Genomic DNA, 17,727 nt, shown 5'->3' on the forward strand with positions numbered 1-17,727 from the left:
CTTGATCCGGAATACACCGTGTCGAGCGCGGAGCAGCTAAACCAAGTTATTCAGACGGCGCTGGAATCAAAGACGGCCAGCTTGGCGTTTCGTTATGAGGAAGGCGATCAATTTCCAGCAGCGCTCAAGGCAGCCTTCAAGCGTGTAAAGGTGGCTGTCGGTTACCGGGCAAGCTATGAGCCATACGCGGGAGACGATTCGCTGCTTGTCCGCCTGCAGATGGAATATGCGAAGTAGAGCTGAATAAGCGAATGGAAGAGGCGCAGAAATGAGCCTCTTTGTTTTTTATAAGAATTTATAAGATTTCCCTCATAAATCTGCTTAGATATCACCGCGAAACGATTGTTTCTGCCGCAGGGGAAGGGAACTGCCGTTTACTCTGGTGATTAGCTCGCTTCAAACACAAAAAGTGGGTGCAGCTCTGCACCCACTTTTATGCGTATGGTAAGCGGTCTACTGCTCGTTGTTTCTCGCAGCCGTCATTTGCTGCCAAACAGAGCCGGCGGCTTCCTCGCCGCGTTCAATCCTCTCAAGCGCCATTTGGGCTTGTAGCTGAATTTCGAACTCGCTGTCATGCGCTGCTTCCCGCAGCGCCTCGATAGCCGTCTCGTCGCCAGCCTCGTAGAGAAAGCGGGCTGCACGCCAGCGGACAAGCTTGTTCTTGTCGCGCAGGGATTCAATCATCGGCCCTATAGCAGCAGGGTCACCAAGGTCCGATAGCGTATCGCCGGCAGTCCGTCTCACGGACGTAGACGAGTCACGCAGCGCAATGAATAAATAAGGCAGAGCTTCAGGCAATCGCAGATCGCCGAGATAAATGACAGCCAGCCTTCGAATCGAAGTGTTCTCATCCTGGATTGCCTTGGCAAGCAAAGGTAATCCTTCAACGGAGGAAACGTACCGCTCAAGCGCAGCGTAACGTACCTGCCAATCAGTTGAGGCGAATTGCTCCTCTGCCTCTTCGAGGGTTAGCGGAGCCGGCCTTACGACCGCCGGCGAAGCTCCCTCTTCTAAACCGGACTGGCCTTGTTCGATAGCTGCTTGAACGAGCGTTTCTAATCGTTCGCTCGGATAGGAGGCCTCGAGCTCGCGTACGATCTCAGCCGCGATCTCCTCGGGCTCGCCGTATCGGACGCCGAATTCCTCCAGCTTGCGCTCACGGATCATGCCAGAGCCGGCTGCAAGACTAACAGCCTCTCCAAACTGCGCTGGAAGCGCCGAGCGAGCTTCGGTATCTCCCATGCGTACGCGTACCTGCATCGGAATCCCGCGATACATTTGAACCAGTACCTGCGCTTCGCCATAGCTGGTTGATGGTCCTTTGCTTCCAGTCTGCTCACCGTCAGCATTATCCTTCTGCAGCAATTGTCCGGCTTCGGCCAAAATAGCGGCCCAATCCGCTCCGGGCTTTCGGTCAAGCGCAATAAAATCAGCGGTGCGGAACAAGCTTCGCACGCCTTTGATTTGGAGCAGCTGCCGGAACAGCTCAGGCGCATCGTTTGCTTCGCTGGTTTTATAAGTAAGCCTGCGTCCGCGCGGCAGCATCTCATCGACGTTCAGCTTCATGGAGTTAGGACTCGGTGTGGGCTCTATAGAAATTAGTTTCATAAGGAAACCTCCTGAATTGATAATGGGGTAAATGAAAATTTCCAACTATTAAGTAACATTTGCTGCGTCGAAAGCGTAGTCTTATGTGTAAAACTTATATAACCAAGTGTACCTGATTTTAAGTTGGGATGCTAACGATGGAACGGAAGGCTGACCCGGTTTATTTTGTAATATGAGTTTTTTACGTATAAATAACATATTTGCATTGTAAGCTGTCAGCTTGGTATCTTATAAAAACAACGGAATTTTGCGAGGAGGGATGGACGGTTGAGGTTAAAACGATTTGCAAACATAGATCCTATCGAGCAGCACACATCGCTTAAGCAATTCAAGAGATGGCGTCAAGAGCGCATTCGCAGGCTAAGAATGAAGGATTATTCATTCACCGTTCCGAATGTCGAACCTGATATCGCATATCTGGAGGATAACCGAAAGTGGCCTTCCATCACTTGGGTGGGTCACTCGACCTTTTTCATACAATTCGGTGGGTTGAATATTATAACGGACCCTGTTTGGTCCACCCAAATGGCATTCCAAAAAAGACTTTCTCCGCCGGGCATTCCCATTGAGGATGTGCCGCCGATCGATGTTGTCCTTATATCCCATTCCCATTATGATCATCTAAATATAAATTCACTGCGCAGGCTGGTTGGTTCAAGGCATTTGCTTGTGCCGGCGGGACTTGGCGCAAAGCTTAGGAAAAAGGGTTTCTTTCGTATCCATGAGCTGCATTGGTGGGAATCCGTTATGTTAAACGGGGTCAAATTCACCTTCGTGCCTTCTCAGCATTCGACTAGGCGCAATCCCTGGGATTCGAATAGCTCGCATTGGGGCGGCTTCGTGATTGAACGCCCGGCTTCGCGCAGCGGAAAGCTTGCAGGCCGCGTTAGCGGATTGGCTGCAGAGGATAAAAGAGCTGGCGATTCGGAGGTCCGAGCACAGATCGCAAGCACGGCAGAACCGGCTTCGGAGCGTCTGCATCCGTTTTTCAACGAGCGGGGCCAAGCAGAACGGCCAATCGTGTCTGATTTTCCTACGATCTATTTTGCCGGAGACAGCGGCTACTTCCAAGGCTTTAAGGAGATCGGACGACGCTATCCCATTGACGTCGCGCTTCTGCCGATCGGTGCATACGAGCCGGAATGGTTCATGGCGCCGCAGCATATTACGCCAGAGCAAGCGCTCCAGGCATTCGAGGATCTAGATGCCAAATGGTTCTTGCCGATGCATTATGGCGCATTCAAGCTAGCCGATGATACGCCTCGCGAAGCGCTTGACCGGCTGGAGGCAGAACGCAGAAAACGCAGAATCCCGGATGAGCAAATTCTTATTTTGCCGCACGGGGAGACATGGCGTTTATCGGGAAAATAACAAACGTGAACAAATGCGCGCCAAATTCGCACAATGACGGCAGTGGGCGAACAAGGTATACTGATTTAGAGCATATTTCGGAAAATGATTACGAAGCAAGGATTGCATGCGCAAACCTATGCTTAATCTTACGAAGAGAGGTTTGCATGCGCAAACCTTAGCTAAATCTTACGAAGCAAGGTTTGCATGCGCAAACCTAAGCTTAATCTTACGAAGAGAGGTTTGCATGCGCAAACCTTGAAGGAGGAGCAATAAATGAATCAAGCTAACATACGTCTAGGCGTGATCGGTGCAGGCGCAATCGGCAGCATCCACATGCAGACGTTCAATAAGGTGGAAGGCATCGACGTCGTGGCAGTTACGGATGTGTACCTTCCGCTTGCCGAGCAGCGCGCCGCGGAGCATGGCATTCAGACAGTTCATGCAAGCCCGCAAGCGCTGCTTGAGGATCCGTCTATCGATGCTGTTGTCATCGGTGTACCGAATAACTACCATGCGGCACTTGCGATAGAAGCGCTTAAGCATGGCAAGCATGTTCTTCTCGAGAAGCCTATGGCCATTAATTCGGATGCTGCACGCGAGATTGTAGACGAAGTCGAGAAATCTGGCAAAATATTGATGATGTCGCATCAAATGCGCTGGACAGGTTTGAGCCGGGCGCTTAAGCAGCGTATCGACAACGGTGATGTAGGTCAAGTCTATAACGCGAAGGCAGGCTGGTTCCGCAAGAAAGGCATACCTGGCTGGGGTTCTTGGTTCACTCGCAAGGATCAATCCGGCGGAGGACCGCTTATTGATATCGGCGTTCATATGCTTGACCTGTCCCTCTACTTAATGGGCAACCCGAAGCCGGTATCCGTTTACGGTACCACTTATGCGGAATTTGGACCCAATCGCCAAGGAATCGGAAATTGGGGTACACCGAATTGGGATGGATACTATGACGTAGAAGATCTTGCTTCAGCTTTAATCAAGCTTGATAACGGAGCGACATTGTCGCTTGAAGTAAGCTGGGCGGCGCATGCGGCATTTTTGTCGGAGGAGCCTTTCATCCATTTGATGGGAACACAAGGCGGTGTAGGTATGGTGGGCAACTACGGCAAGTACGTCACGCATGCCGAAACCGGCGTTGCTGAAAGCGATATCGAGCCGCTTGACGGGGAAGAGGATCGGATTCTTATGAGCCGGCACTTCGTTGAGTGCATCCGCGAGGGCAAGCAGCCGATTACATCGGCGCTTTCGGGCTATACGAATAATCGCATTCTTGACGCCATCTATGAATCCTCCCGCACAGGCAATGAAGTTAAGCTGAACTGGGATTAAGGCAGCAGCTTTACGATAGTGTACGAAATCATAAGCCTTCCCTAAAGCATCGACGGCCTGTTGCTTGCTAAGGGAAGGTTTTTGTGCATACCCATTATGAAAAATAATAGCTTTCTTGCAGCGCAGCTTGCCTATCAGGCGGGAGCAAGGCAAAAGAAGGTTCGGTTTCCGCAGATACTGTGGTATAATAGTTCGAGATAAAGTGATTTTGTAGTGAAGGACGGGATTAAACGAATGATTAGCACAAGTGGCATAACGCTCCGTTACGGGAAGCGGGCGCTTTTTGAAGATGTAAGCATTAAGTTCACGCCAGGCAACTGTTACGGCTTGATCGGCGCTAACGGCGCAGGTAAATCGACCTTTCTAAAAATATTATCCGGTGAAGTAGAACAATCGCACGGAGAAGTGCATATAACGCCGGGCGAACGGCTAGCCGTTCTAAAGCAGAACCATTATGAATATGATGAGTCCGTTGTTCTCGAGACGGTTATGATGGGGCACAAGCGCCTTTACGAAGTAATGAAGGAGAAGGACGCCTTGTATGCTAAAGCGGACTTCACCGATGAGGACGGTATGCGTGCCGGCGAGCTTGAAGCAGATTTCGCTGACATGAACGGCTGGGAAGCAGAGTCGGAAGCGGCAGAGATGCTTAACGGCCTTGGCATTACACCTGACCTGCATGACAAGAAAATGGCAGAGCTAAGCGGCAATGAGAAGGTTCGCGTTTTGCTTGCGCAAGCATTGTTCGGCGCACCGAACATTCTATTGCTCGATGAGCCTACCAACCACTTGGACATCGAGTCGATCCGTTGGCTGGAAGATTTCCTTGCTGATTATCAGGGCACGGTTGTCGTTGTCAGCCATGACAGGCATTTCTTGAATACCGTATGTACGCATATCGCAGATATCGACTTCGGTAAAATCCAAATGTATGTAGGTAACTACGACTTCTGGTACGAATCCAGTCAGCTTGCCCTGCAGTTGATGCGCGGAGAGAACAAGAAGAAGGAAGACAAAATCAAAGAGCTTCAAGCGTTTATTCAACGTTTTAGCGCGAATAAATCGAAAGCGAAGCAAGCAACGTCAAGACAAAAGCTGCTTGAGAAAATTTCGCTTGACGATATTCGGCCGTCGAATCGTAAATATCCGTTTATCCTCTTCAAAGGGGAGCGCGAAGCCGGCAAGCAGCTGCTGCTCGTTGACGGCTTGACCAAATCAATCGATGGCGAGAAAGTGATCGATAATTTGACGATCGCGCTTAATAAAGGCGATAAGGTCGCTTTTGTTGGCCCGAACAGCTTGCCTAAAACCTTGCTTTTCCAACTGCTTGTTGGCGAAGTTGAGGCGGATGCAGGCAGCTACTCATGGGGCGTAACAACGTCTCAGGCTTATTTCCCGAAAGACAACTCCCCTTATTTTGAAGGGGTAGATTTGAATTTGGTGGAATGGCTTCGTCAATATTCGAAGGATCCGGATGAAACTTTTATCCGCGGCTTCCTTGGCCGTATGCTATTCTCAGGCGATGACGCGATGAAGAAAGCCAGCGTATTGTCAGGGGGCGAGAAGGTTCGCTGCATGCTCTCCAAGATGATGCTTGAGGGCGCAAACGTATTTATTCTCGACGAACCAACGAATCACTTGGATCTTGAATCCATTACGGCACTTAATAACGGTTTGACAGATACGGATTGCACCATTCTGTTCACCTCGCATGACCATCAGTTCGTTCAAACGATCGCTAACCGCATCGTTGAGATTACGCCAAACGGCGTGATTGACCGGATGATGACCTATGACGAGTACCTGGAAAGCGCTGAAGTAAAAGCACTTCGTGAGCGTATGTACGCAGTATAATCCACGAATTTATAAGAGCGTCCGGTTGTAAGGGAAACCTTGCGGCTGGTCGCTCTTTTTATTTTGAAGTTAATGAACATTAATAGCCGGGATAGGAAGAGGACTGGCAGAAGGAATTTATGGTTGCAAAGCATGCGGATTAGCATTATACTATCGTTGAAAAGGTTTTCAGAAAAGCTTTTCAGAATACGCTTTCAAAAATAAAACCATATAAATTGAGTATACTAGTTCAGGATCCATACATTCTCATTCAGCAAGAAAGGCGTGCAGCTATGAAATCAACCATACGTGATGTCGCAAAATACGCAAATGTATCCATTAGCACGGTTTCCCGGGTTATGAATGCTCCGGATACGGTGGTGGAGGAAAAGCGTGCGAAAGTATTAGAAGCCATCGAAGCGCTTCAATACCAACCGAATGGATTTGCAAGAGGGTTAATTTATAAAAAATCTGATACCCTCGGCGTGATGATCCCGGATATTGAGAACCCATATTATGCCGGCTTAATTCGCGGGATGCAGGATGCTGCTGTCATGCTTAATCATAGTCTTATGATTTGCAATACGGATCGTGATAAGAAACGTACCATTGCGTATGTGCAAAATTTTTTCGAGAAGCAAGTAGATGGCATTATCTTTGCGAGCGACTCTTTGCACGTGGAATATTACGAGGAAATGCAGCGATACCGACTGCCCTTCGTGCTTGCCTCAACCAATGCGCCGGAATATGATATCCCTTCCGTGGACATTGATGATGAACAAGGAGCATACGAAGCGGTTAAGTATTTATTGGAATCGGGTCATCGCCAAATCGGCATGATTAGTTTTCCATTAGGTGAAACCATCTCCGGCGTGCCGCGCTACTCTGGTTACAAGAGAGCCTTGAGCGAGTTTGACATAACGACTGGCGAGGAAGATGTCGAGTTTGCAGAACATCGGTTTGAACATGCGTATGACGCGGCAGAGCGCCTTTTATCACGTGATCGGGAGTTTACGGCCATCTTTGCAGCATCCGATGAATTTGCAATGGGAGTCATCTCTTATTTACGGGAACATGGAAAATCGGTGCCTGACGACATGTCTGTTATCGGCTTTGACAATATTCGCATGGCGCAGATGTTCATTCCGAAGCTCACAACGATTGACCAGCCAACCTATGATATCGGATATCGCTCAGTTCAGAAACTGCATGAACTCATAACGACCGGCGAAGTAGCTGAGCTTAGAGAAAAGCTTCCGCATCATTTGATCGTGCGGGAATCAACAAAGACCAAATAAGCAAGAAGCAAGAAGCAAGGGACAGTTATTTTTTAAGAGGAAGAACCGTTGAAATATCGAGTGGTAAGCAAGCTTTCAAAAATGAGAGCTATTCTCTGCATTTTTGAAAAGCTTTTCAGAACATGTAAGCGATTACTTACTGGGATGTAATTATTCGATTGACGCATCGGGATAAAAAGAGCTTGATTTGGCATTTTAAAGGGGGTGATGACACAACTCGAAAGCTAACTTTATTCGGATGTTTCGAAAGGGTCATGAGGGTGTAAGGTAATTACTGAATTACTTAAATATGAAAGGATGAGGTCTATGTACTCGAAAAAAACAAAGAAAGCATTGCCTGCCTTTATTTTAATGTTAGTCGTGGCGATGACGATTACGGCTTGCGGCGGGAAAAATAATACAAATAACGGGGCGAATACACCGACCGATAAACCTGAAACAACGGCCGAAGGCGGAAATGCCGGAGCAGCTGGCGACAGTGCGCTGGCTCAGGCGTTGAATGGAGATTTCAAAGGTAAAAAAGTAACGATGTTCGGCCCGTTCACGGATGCGGATGAAGTGAAATTTAACGAAAGCATCAAAGCATTCGAGGAAAAATCCGGCATCGATATTGCTTATGAAGGATCAAAAGAATTTGAAGCTACAATCTCTGTTCGCGTGAACGGCGGCAACGCGCCTGATATTGCGGATTTCCCGCAGCCGGGTTTGCTGAAAGGGTTTGTTAACGCCGGTAAGGTTATTGATGTGAAATCTTTCCTTAGCGATGAGTACTTGAAAAAGCAATACAATCAAAGCTGGCTCGACATGGCAACCATGAAGGGCGCAAGCGATGATGTTATGGCAGGTATATGGGCGCGAAGCAGCGTGAAAAGCTTAGTATGGTACAACAAAAAGGCTTTTGCTGATGCGGGTTATACGGTGCCAAAAACTTGGACGGAGCTTATGACTTTAACGGATCAGATCGCAAAGGACGGGGATCCGGCCTGGAGTATCGGTATTGAGAGCGGTACAGCTACAGGGTGGCCTGCAACCGACTGGATGGAGGATATCATGCTCCGTACGACGACACCGGAAAACTATGACAAATGGGTATCCGGCGAGCTTCCTTTCACAGATCCGGTAGTTAAAAATGCTGCAGAAAAAATGGCTGAGATTTGGTTTAACGAAGACTATGTATACGGTGGACGTAAATCCATTGCTACAACCTCATTCGGGGATGCGGTAAAACCGCTATTCGATAATCCGCCAAAAGCTTGGCTTCACCGTCAAGCGGGCTTTATCACAAGCTTCTTCCCAGAAGGTTTGACAGCTGACGATTATGATTGGTTCCCATTGCCTGCGATTGATGAGCAATATGGCCAACCCGCGCTGATCTCAGGTGATATCTATGCCATGTTCAATGATCGTCCAGAGGTACGTGCGGTAATGGAGTTCTTCTCGACAGGAGAATCGTTGAAAGCATGGATTCAAACGGGCGGCGTAACGGCGCCAATGAATGATGCAGATCCTTCCTGGTACCCGAATGATCAAGAGCGCAGAATGGCTGAGTTTGTGAAAACGGCCGATACGATTCGTTTTGACGGCTCCGACTTAATGCCGGGCGCTGTCGGTGCAGGAACATTCTGGAAAGGTATGACAGACTGGGTAAGCGGAACGGTAGATCTAGATACGGCCTTGAAAGAAATTCAAGCCGGCTGGAAGTAATAATTGCTAAAAGGATCTTGAGGGGCTGTTAGCCAAATGGCGAAAGCCCCTTGATCATCAAAAAACTGTCGTGGTAAGCACATGCTTACGAAGTAAGGTTTGCTTCGCAAACCTAAGCCGATGCTTACGAAGTAAGGTTTGCTTCACAAACCTTTAAGGAGGATTCATATGGAACTACAGGCTAGGAAAGGCAATGCTCTGCGTCTACTGTTGATATCCGTGCTGGTGCCAGCTTTGAATGTTGCCGTCCACGGGTGCATTTTTTTGTTCTTTCGCGATTCCAGCTTGCCGCCCGTACTCAATGCGATATTAGCTGTCCTTTGGGGAGCGCTAGGCATTTATTCGATTTACTACTCCTTTAACTGGGTGGTCGAACAATATCCGGATCAATGGAAGCGAAGAATATTGCCTTTTGTATTTGTTGGTCCAGCAGTGCTGCTGCTTGGCTGGCTGTTAGTTTTTCCAACGCTGCGGACTCTATATTTAAGCTTTTTTGATGCAGGCTCGGTTAACTTCGTAGGCTTCGCCAACTATGTTGCCGTATTTACGGATCGGCTGCTCATTATGGCGCTTCGCAATAATCTGCTGTGGGTATTTTTTGGTACGTTAGCCTGCGTAAGCTTAGGCCTGCTTATTGCGATTCTGGCTGACCGAAGCAGCTTCGAGAAGTTGGCTAAGGGGCTCATCTTTATGCCGATGGCTATCTCGTTCGTTGCCGCAGGCGTCATTTGGAAGTTTATTTATTACTATCAGCCAGGCAATGAACAAATCGGTCTGCTTAACGCGATCGTCGTAAAATTCGGAGGGGAGCCGCAGGCTTGGCTCAGTATGATTCAACCCTGGAACAACCTGTTTCTGATCGTTATTCTGATTTGGATGCAAACCGGCTTTGCAATGGTGATATTCTCAGCAGCGATCAAGAGCATTCCGGAGGATACGCTGGAGGCTGCCCGCATGGATGGCGCAGGCGAAGTCCGGATTTTCTTCAAAATCATGATTCCTTACATTGCAGGCACACTGCTGTCGGTGACAACGACGATCATTGTTTTTACGCTGAAAATATTCGATGTGGTTATGATCATGACAGGCGGACAATATGAGACGGATGTTGTAGCCACGCAGTTCTACCGTCAGCTCTTTATGTACCAAAATGCAGGCTACGGTTCGACCTTAGCGATTGTATTGCTAATAGCGGTCATTCCGGTCATTATCATCAACCTGCGTCAGTTCCGCAGAGAGGGGGGCTTCTAAGATGAGCAAGAACAAAAAAATTCGCAAGTCCAAATGGCTCGTGAATACGGTGCTCGCCATCATCTGTCTCATCTGGACGATCCCGACGCTCGGTCTGCTCGTTTCTTCGTTCCGGCCTGCCGCTGACATTTTGTCAACGGGCTGGTGGAATATTTTGCCGCATCGTGATTGGCAAACCTCTGAGCAAATTCAGTTGCCCAAAGATACCGATCTTCGCGAGCCGATTAAGGTGAACGATGTTACCTATTCGGATGATCAGCTGCGAGCAGGTGTAGTGGTTGGCGGAGAGCGGCTGATTTGGGAGAACCGGCGAGCTCGGCTCTTGAACGTCCAGGATAAGCAGTGGACGGTCATTTCCCGTTTTACGACTCAGAACTACGAGACGGTGCTTGGAGGGAAAACCTACTCCATCACGATGCCGGACGGCACGACAAAAACCGAGAAGGGCAGCGGGATGTCGCGTTCCTTCTGGAATACGATTGCAGTTACCGTTCCGGCGACCGTTATTCCGATCTTTATTGCTTCCTTTGCCGCTTATGCTTTTGCATGGCTTCGCTTCCCAGGCAGGAAGACGCTGTTTGTTATCGTCATTGCATTGTTGGTTGTTCCGCTTCAGGTGGCGCTTATTCCGATTTTGCGTGACTATACGTCGCTAGGTCTTAATGGGACTTATTTTGGCATATGGCTCGCGCATACCGCATTTGGATTGCCGCTGATTACTTATTTTATGTACACATCAATCAGCCAGCTCCCGAAGGATTTGTTTGAATCGGCGTTTATGGACGGGGCAACGAACTTTACGATTTTTAGCAAGCTGATTTTGCCGCTGTCCGTTCCAGCGCTTGCTTCGATCAGCATCTTTCAGTTTTTATGGGTATGGAATGATTACTTGGTATCGCTTATATTCCTCGGCAGCCAACCGGAGGTACAAGTTTTGTCCATGAACATCGCGAATATGGTCGGTTCGAGAGGGAATGATTGGCATCTGCTTACAGCTGCCGCATTCGTATCGATGTTGATGCCTTTAGCTGTATTTTTTGGATTACAAAGGTATTTTGTTCGAGGCATGTTAGGCGGTTCGATCAAGGGCTAGAGCAGGATTATATCGCAGGAAACGAATGGCGCAGCGCTTGGACCGGTGTCCGGGCATGCGCCATTATCGTATAGACAAAAGATGATCGACGAGTAAAGGAGAGAGCGACATGGAGGTAAAGCCGGCTTGGTGGAAGGAATCGGTCGTATATCAGGTTTATTGGCGGAGCTTTCGAGATACGGATGGGGACGGAATCGGTGATCTAAAAGGCGTGATTGAGAAGCTGGATTATATTCAATCGCTCGGTGTAACGATGGTATGGATTAATCCGTTTAATGAATCGCCGGATAAGGATAACGGCTACGACGTATCCGATTATTATGCGGTAATGAATAAGGCCGGCACAATGGAGGACTTTGATTTATTAGTGGATCAGACCCATGCGCGAGGGATGAAGCTGATGATGGATGTCGTAGTGAACCATACCTCGGATCGTCATCCGTGGTTTATGGAATCGCGCTCCTCGGCCAGCAATCCGAAGAGAGATTGGTATATTTGGCAGGATGGAAAGGACGGCGAACCGCCAACGAATTGGCGCTCCTATTTCAACCCGTCAAGCTGGGAGTTGGATGAGGCAACTGGGCAATATTATATGCATTCCTTCGCGATCGAGCAGCCTGATCTGAATTGGGCGAATAAAGAGATGCGGTATGAATTATACAAAATGCTGCGCTTCTGGCTTGATAAGGGAGTGGACGGCCTACGGCTTGATGCCCTGGCACTGCTGGCAAAGCCGAAGCTGTTGACGGATGTGGAGAACCCCCGCGATATTCGATATTTGACGCATAATCCCGGACTTCATGAATATTTACAAGAAATGAACCGTGAGGTTTTTAGGCACTATGATATGATGACCGTCGGTGAAATTGCCTTCGCTACGCCAGAGACAGGCCCCTTGTTCGTTGATGAGGAGCGTCAAGAGTTGAATACACTGTTCCATTTCGAGGTTGCCGATGAGATGCCGGAGTGGGATATGCTGCGTTTCAAGCGAATTCAACGATTGTGGGCAGAAGCGCTGGCAGGCCGCGGATTTGGCTCACAGTTTCTGAACAACCATGATCATACGAGGCAGGTATCGCGTTACGGCAATGATCAAGAGTACCGGGTGGAATCCGCTAAGCTGCTCGGCATGATGATACATACGCTCCCGGGTATCCCTTATATCTATCAAGGGGAAGAGATCGGAATGACTGGCGTAAGGTATGATACGATCGGTGATTACAAGGATATCGCTATGCTTAATAAATATGTCGAAGAGATCGGCAAAGGAGGAGATCCGGCAGCGGTGTTTCGCGCTTTGCAGCCGCTTAGCCGGGATAACTCCAGAACTCCGATGCAGTGGAATGACGGTCCAAATGCAGGCTTTGGCAGTGAGGAGCCTTGGATTAAGATAAATCCGAATTATACGGAAATCAATGTACAGCAGGCGGAAAGTGATCCGAATTCCGTCTTGGCGTTTTACAGAAAACTTACAGCACTGCGTAAAAGCAATCCGGTTATGGTCTATGGAGATTTCACTGACATCAGCGGAGAAGATCCTCATCTTTATGTTTATGTGCGCGAATATGAGGGATCGGAATGGATTGTGCTGTTGAACCACAGCAACGAGACGAGTACGTTTACTTTTTCGGAGACGTATTTCGGCAATGATTTGATTCATTTGGAGCTTGAGCTGGTGCTGGGCATCTATGAGCAGACAGCTGACAGCTGGAACTGTGAGAAGCGAAGCATGGAGTTAAGGGCGCACGAGGGAAGGATTTATAAGGTTGTTTCCTAGCATACCCAGTCAAGCGTATAAGGAAAACAAAGAAAGAGCCTGCTCCGTTATGGAGACAGGCTCTTTCTTAATATATAAGAATTTATAAGTTTTCACTTATAAATGTGCTTATATATCACCGCGAAACGTCAGCTTTTGCCACAGAGGACGGCGACAGCCGTTTACGCTTGTTGGAATGAGATCGCAGGAATTCACGAATACATGATTTCTTTAGCAATCGGCAGCTTTCTGCCCTTTCCGTATGGTATGCAGAGCGGCGTACCGAAGATCGGGTCAGCTGTAATTTGGCATTCCATATCGAAGACGTCACGGATAAGCTGTTCATTCATGATTGCCTCCGGACTTCCTTGCGCGTGAATGCGGCCGTCTTTTACGGCAACGATATGATCCGCGTAACGGCAAGCGAGATTAATATCATGCAGCACCATAACGATCGTGCGTTTCTCTTGCTCGTTTAATTCGAACAACAAATCAAGTATTTCAATCTGATGTGCCATGTCGAGATACGTTGTAGGCTCATCCAGCAAAATGGTGGGTGTATTTTGCGCCAGGGTCATCGCGATCCAAGCACGCTGGCGCTGACCGCCGGAGAGTGAATCCACCGAACGGGAGGACAGCTCGTCCATGTGCGTTACCGCAAGCGCCTTTTTCACCATCTTCTCATCCTCGTGCGACCATTGCTGAAGCCAGCTTTGGTAGGGATAGCGTCCTTGCTTCACAAGCTGATGGACGGTTAACCCCTCAGGAGCGATAGGACCCTGCGGCAGGATGGCGAGCCGTCTAGCGATTTCCTTGCTCGAGAGCTTGGCAATTTCAGTGCCGTCAAGCAATATAGAGCCTTCCTGCGGTTTTAAGAGGCGCGCAAGGGAACGAAGCAGCGTCGATTTGCCGCAGCCGTTACTGCCAATGAACACCGTAATTTTCCCCGAAGGAATAAGCAAATCGAGATGATTGAAAATCTCCTTTTGTCCGTAAGACAAAGTAAGGTTTTTCGCTTGAATGGAGGACACGAGAAGCACTCCTTCTGTTTTCCAATTTATTTTAAGTGAATGCCCCGGCGACAGTTACGACCCGTTGCGGTGACGATATAGCAAATAGATAAAAAAGGGTGCTCCGATCGCCGCTGTAAATACGCCGGCGGGAATATCGAGCGGAATAAAGGCTACTCTTGCCACAAGATCAGATAATAATAACACGAGAGAGCCAATGAGAGCAGAAACCGGGATAACGCCTCCGTAGGAGGGGCCAACAAGCTTGCGTGCAATATGCGGAGCCATTAGGCCGATAAAATTGATTGCACCTCCGATAGAAACCGCTGCCCCTGCAAGCGCAACGCTGATGATGAGTAAAATGGTGCGTTTAACCTGCACGGAACTGCCGACGCTTGTAGCAACCTCGTCACCAAGCTCCTGCACATTAAGATGCCGGGCATAAATAAGTGCAATTGGAAAAAGTACGATAATCCAAGGAAGTAAGGCTTTCACATCTCTTTCCCAGGAGACGCCGTATATGCTGCCTGTCATAAACGTGAAGGCTTTGACGGCGACGGCAGTAGGCGTAAAGGATGACGTTAAGATGAGCATATAAGTAAAGGCTGTTAACGCAGTAGCCATACCGATGCCGATTAGCACGAGCCGAAGCGGCGTGATGCCTTTGCGGTAAGCAAACAAGTAGATAAGGAACGCGGCGCCAAATGCGCCTAGAATAGCACTCAGCGGCATGAAGCGAATGCTGATATGCGAGAAGTACAAGATAAAAATGACAGTGCCTAATGAAGCTCCTCCTGATATGCCAATGATGTCCGGAGAGGTCAGCGGGTTGCGTACGATACCCTGAAGCAAAGCGCCGGATACGGCGAGAGCCGAGCCTACCATTACGGCAATCAAGACCCGGGGCATTCGAAGCGAGAAGATAATCATCGAATCAGAAGAATCCGCGTTCCCAAAAAACGCGCTTATTACAGTAAAAGGGCTAATCGTTTTGCTCCCAAGTCCTACGCAAATGATGACCGCAGCCAAATTAGCGAGAAATAATAAAATAACCATCATGACGGTACGGCGGTCTACTTGAAATGAATGTCTGCGGCCTCTAATGGTAATCCATTTATTCATACTAGGCACGGCCTCCTCTTCTGGCGATAAAGACGAAGAAAGGAACGCCAATGATAGCCGTCATAATCCCAACTGGAACTTCCTTCGGAAATGAAATATACCGTGACCCGATATCGGCTGCCAGCAGCAGAACGCCGCCATACACTGCGCAATAAGGAATAACCCAGCGATAGTCGATGCCGACCAAATAGCGCATCAGGTGAGGAATGATAATGCCTACGAAAGCAATTGGACCGGCCATGGATACCGAGCCTCCCGCAAGTAAGACGATAATGATTCCCGCGGCTAGTTTAATATAGACTGTTTTTTGCCCAAGCCCGACGGCCACATCTTCTCCAAGCGTCAGCACATTCATATGTCTGGCAAGGATGAAGGCACCGATCAAGGCGATCCCCATATAGGGAGCAGCAGCTGTAAATATATTCAAATCCCGACCGGCGACCGAACCAACAAACCAATATAGCACCTGATCGAAAGTTTGTCCGCTCGTAAGCAGAACACCTAATGAAAGGGAAGAAAAAAACGCGGTTAATGCAGCTCCTGCAAGCGTAACCTTAAGCGGTGTTAAGCCGTCATTGCCGATGGATCCCAAAGTATAGACAAGGGCCGCTGTAAAAGCAGCGCCGATGAAGGCAAGTGTCGCATATGTCGTTAAACCGCTAGCTCCGAAAAAAGCCGAGCCGATTACAATGAAAAAGGCAGCTCCCGCATTAATGCCGAATAGACTGGGTGAAGCCAGCTGATTTCGTGTTATGCCTTGCATTAGCGATCCGGCAACAGCCAGGCCTGCCCCTGCTGCGGCAGCAATAAGCGCACGCGGCATCCTCGCTGTCTGAATAATAAGATGCTCCTGCGAGCCATCGAACGCCCGATACGAAGCCAAGATGGTCCGCCAGCTGATATTGGTCACTCCGAAAGCGATGCTGCAAACGATACCCGCGGCAAAGAGAAGCAGTCCCACGATAAGCCCTGCCGTTCTTTGAGCACGAGTATGTAATAATGTATCCATAATGTCCTCTTTCCTCAGTTGCAAGAATGATGAAATATTCCTTAAATTGTTATATGTGCTAACATTAAAGTATCGTCGAATAATTAGGATTACTACTACAACATTTTAGGGGATCGCTGTAACACTGTCAATGATGTTGAAAATCATTATCAATAATTGTTGACATTCGCTTGAGTCGCTGGTATAGTTTCGTTTGGGATAACAATGAGAATGATTTTCAACACGAGGGAGAGAAAACAATGTATCATTTATTAAAGAAGAAATTAACTTGGACAGCAACCACGGTATTGCTTGCGCTAGCCGTAGTCGTATCGGGATGCGGTCAATCCGGGTCAAACAATAGTAATGAAAATGCTGCAGCAACAAATGAAGCGGGAGCGTCGAACACTGCGGAAGCAAGAGTCATCACACATGCAATGGGCGAGGCCAAAATTGAAGGAACGCCTGAGCGTATTGTCGTCTTGACGAATGAAGGAACGGAAGCTCTTCTTGCACTGGGCGTTAAGCCGGTCGGTGCCGTAAAATCATGGACAGGAGAGCCGTGGTACGAGCATATAAAAGCGGATATGGAAGGCGTAACTGTAGTAGGTGAAGAGAGTCAGCCGAACATGGAGCTAATCGCGAGCCTTAAACCAGATCTTATTATTGGTAATAAATTGCGCCAAGAAAAAGTATACGATCAGCTAAATGCTATAGCGCCTACCGTCTTTTCTGAAACGCTGCGCGGTGCTTGGCAGTCTAACTTCAAATTGTACGCGGACGCAATCGGCAAAAAGACGGAAGGTGACAAAGTCATTGCTGACTATGACAGCCGTGCTGCCGACTTTAAAAGCAAAGCAGGCGATAAGCTGAACCAAAAGGTTTCGGTCGTTCGTTTTATGGCAGGAAAAACCCGGATTTACTTAGAAGATACTTTTACGGGTATTGCTTTCTCGAAGCTAGGCATTACTCGTCCGGATAGTCAGAAATACAAAGATACCTTTGTAGAAGAAATTACGAAGGAACGCCTTCCTGAAGTCGATGCAGATATGCTTTTCTATTTCACTTACGAGACCGGTGACGGCAAAGGAACGGAAATGGAAGAAGAAATGCTGAAGGATCCGCTATGGCAAAGCCTTCAAGTCGTGAAGAACAATAAAGCGATTAGAGTTAGCGATGCGATTTGGAATACAGCTGGCGGTGTAATAGCTGCAAATCTAATGCTTGATGAGATTTATAAAATTTACGAAATCAACTAACAGAGATAAGAATGAACAGTCGGATAGATATCCGGCTGTTTTTTTTGTGAACGGGGTCCTCTGCCTAGGCTCGGTAACATTAACCAAAAAAGTACACGCTTATGCTATAAT

14 protein-coding genes are annotated in these 17,727 nt (G+C 48.3%); 10 read left to right on the forward strand and 4 right to left on the reverse strand.

The window, feature by feature from the left end; translation table 11 throughout:
* A partial coding sequence (locus AC1DLI_RS04590; RefSeq protein ID WP_477600080.1) for a hypothetical protein occupies positions 1-237 on the forward strand: 237 nt, incomplete at its 5' end.
* 216 nt (positions 238-453) lie between these two features.
* Here the strand turns inward: AC1DLI_RS04590 and AC1DLI_RS04595 are convergent.
* A complete protein-coding gene (locus AC1DLI_RS04595) occupies positions 454-1,608 on the reverse strand; it encodes a virulence factor (RefSeq protein WP_477600082.1) in 1,155 nt (384 codons plus the stop codon).
* A 267-nt stretch (positions 1,609-1,875) separates the two neighbouring features.
* Between AC1DLI_RS04595 and AC1DLI_RS04600 the strand changes: the two genes are divergently transcribed.
* The 8 genes from AC1DLI_RS04600 (at position 1,876) to AC1DLI_RS04635 (ending at position 13,258) form a co-directional block, all read left to right on the forward strand.
* Positions 1,876-2,979, forward strand: a complete 1,104-nt coding sequence (locus tag AC1DLI_RS04600; protein ID WP_477600084.1) for an MBL fold metallo-hydrolase — start codon at positions 1,876-1,878, stop codon at positions 2,977-2,979.
* A gap of 255 nt (positions 2,980-3,234) precedes the next feature.
* Positions 3,235-4,302, forward strand: coding sequence for a Gfo/Idh/MocA family protein (locus AC1DLI_RS04605; RefSeq protein ID WP_477600086.1), 1,068 nt, complete (start codon positions 3,235-3,237; stop codon positions 4,300-4,302).
* Between the two features lie 234 nt (positions 4,303-4,536).
* Complete coding sequence (locus AC1DLI_RS04610) at positions 4,537-6,156, forward strand: ABC-F family ATP-binding cassette domain-containing protein (protein WP_477600088.1); 1,620 nt, start codon at positions 4,537-4,539, stop codon at positions 6,154-6,156.
* A 272-nt stretch (positions 6,157-6,428) separates the two neighbouring features.
* Positions 6,429-7,433 (forward strand): LacI family DNA-binding transcriptional regulator, encoded by a 1,005-nt coding sequence (locus tag AC1DLI_RS04615; protein ID WP_477600090.1) that lies wholly within the window; start codon positions 6,429-6,431, stop codon positions 7,431-7,433.
* Positions 7,434-7,739: 306 nt separating this feature from the next.
* Positions 7,740-9,137, forward strand: coding sequence for an ABC transporter substrate-binding protein (locus AC1DLI_RS04620; RefSeq protein ID WP_477600092.1), 1,398 nt, complete (start codon positions 7,740-7,742; stop codon positions 9,135-9,137).
* Positions 9,138-9,305: 168 nt separating this feature from the next.
* Positions 9,306-10,388 (forward strand): carbohydrate ABC transporter permease, encoded by a 1,083-nt coding sequence (locus AC1DLI_RS04625; RefSeq protein ID WP_477600094.1) that lies wholly within the window; start codon positions 9,306-9,308, stop codon positions 10,386-10,388.
* Position 10,389: 1 nt separating this feature from the next.
* Entirely contained in the window at positions 10,390-11,481 is a 1,092-nt protein-coding gene (locus AC1DLI_RS04630) for a carbohydrate ABC transporter permease (RefSeq protein WP_477600096.1), read from the forward strand.
* 109 nt (positions 11,482-11,590) lie between these two features.
* Positions 11,591-13,258 carry a glycoside hydrolase family 13 protein gene (locus tag AC1DLI_RS04635; RefSeq protein ID WP_477600098.1) on the forward strand — a complete coding sequence of 556 codons (1,668 nt, stop codon included), beginning with the start codon at positions 11,591-11,593 and terminating at the stop codon, positions 13,256-13,258.
* 191 nt (positions 13,259-13,449) lie between these two features.
* Here AC1DLI_RS04635 and AC1DLI_RS04640 read toward each other — a convergent pair whose 3' ends face one another.
* From AC1DLI_RS04640 to AC1DLI_RS04650, 3 genes are read right to left on the reverse strand one after another with little or no spacing between them, the layout of a single operon-like run.
* Positions 13,450-14,268 (reverse strand): ABC transporter ATP-binding protein, encoded by an 819-nt coding sequence (locus tag AC1DLI_RS04640; RefSeq protein ID WP_308994222.1) that lies wholly within the window; start codon positions 14,266-14,268, stop codon positions 13,450-13,452.
* Between the two features lie 54 nt (positions 14,269-14,322).
* Positions 14,323-15,369: a FecCD family ABC transporter permease gene (locus tag AC1DLI_RS04645; RefSeq protein ID WP_477600101.1), complete on the reverse strand. Its 1,047-nt coding sequence runs from the start codon at positions 15,367-15,369 to the stop codon at positions 14,323-14,325.
* A 1-nt stretch (position 15,370) separates the two neighbouring features.
* Positions 15,371-16,378 carry a FecCD family ABC transporter permease gene (locus tag AC1DLI_RS04650; RefSeq protein ID WP_477600103.1) on the reverse strand — a complete coding sequence of 336 codons (1,008 nt, stop codon included), beginning with the start codon at positions 16,376-16,378 and terminating at the stop codon, positions 15,371-15,373.
* Positions 16,379-16,617: 239 nt separating this feature from the next.
* Here AC1DLI_RS04650 and AC1DLI_RS04655 point away from each other — a divergent pair, with 239 nt between their 5' ends.
* The gene (locus AC1DLI_RS04655) at positions 16,618-17,616 is read left to right on the forward strand and encodes an ABC transporter substrate-binding protein (protein ID WP_477600105.1); all 999 of its coding nucleotides are present in this window, start codon (positions 16,618-16,620) and stop codon (positions 17,614-17,616) included.
* Positions 17,617-17,727 lie beyond the last annotated feature (111 nt).

This window comes from Paenibacillus sp. 01T443 (assembly GCF_056398325.1).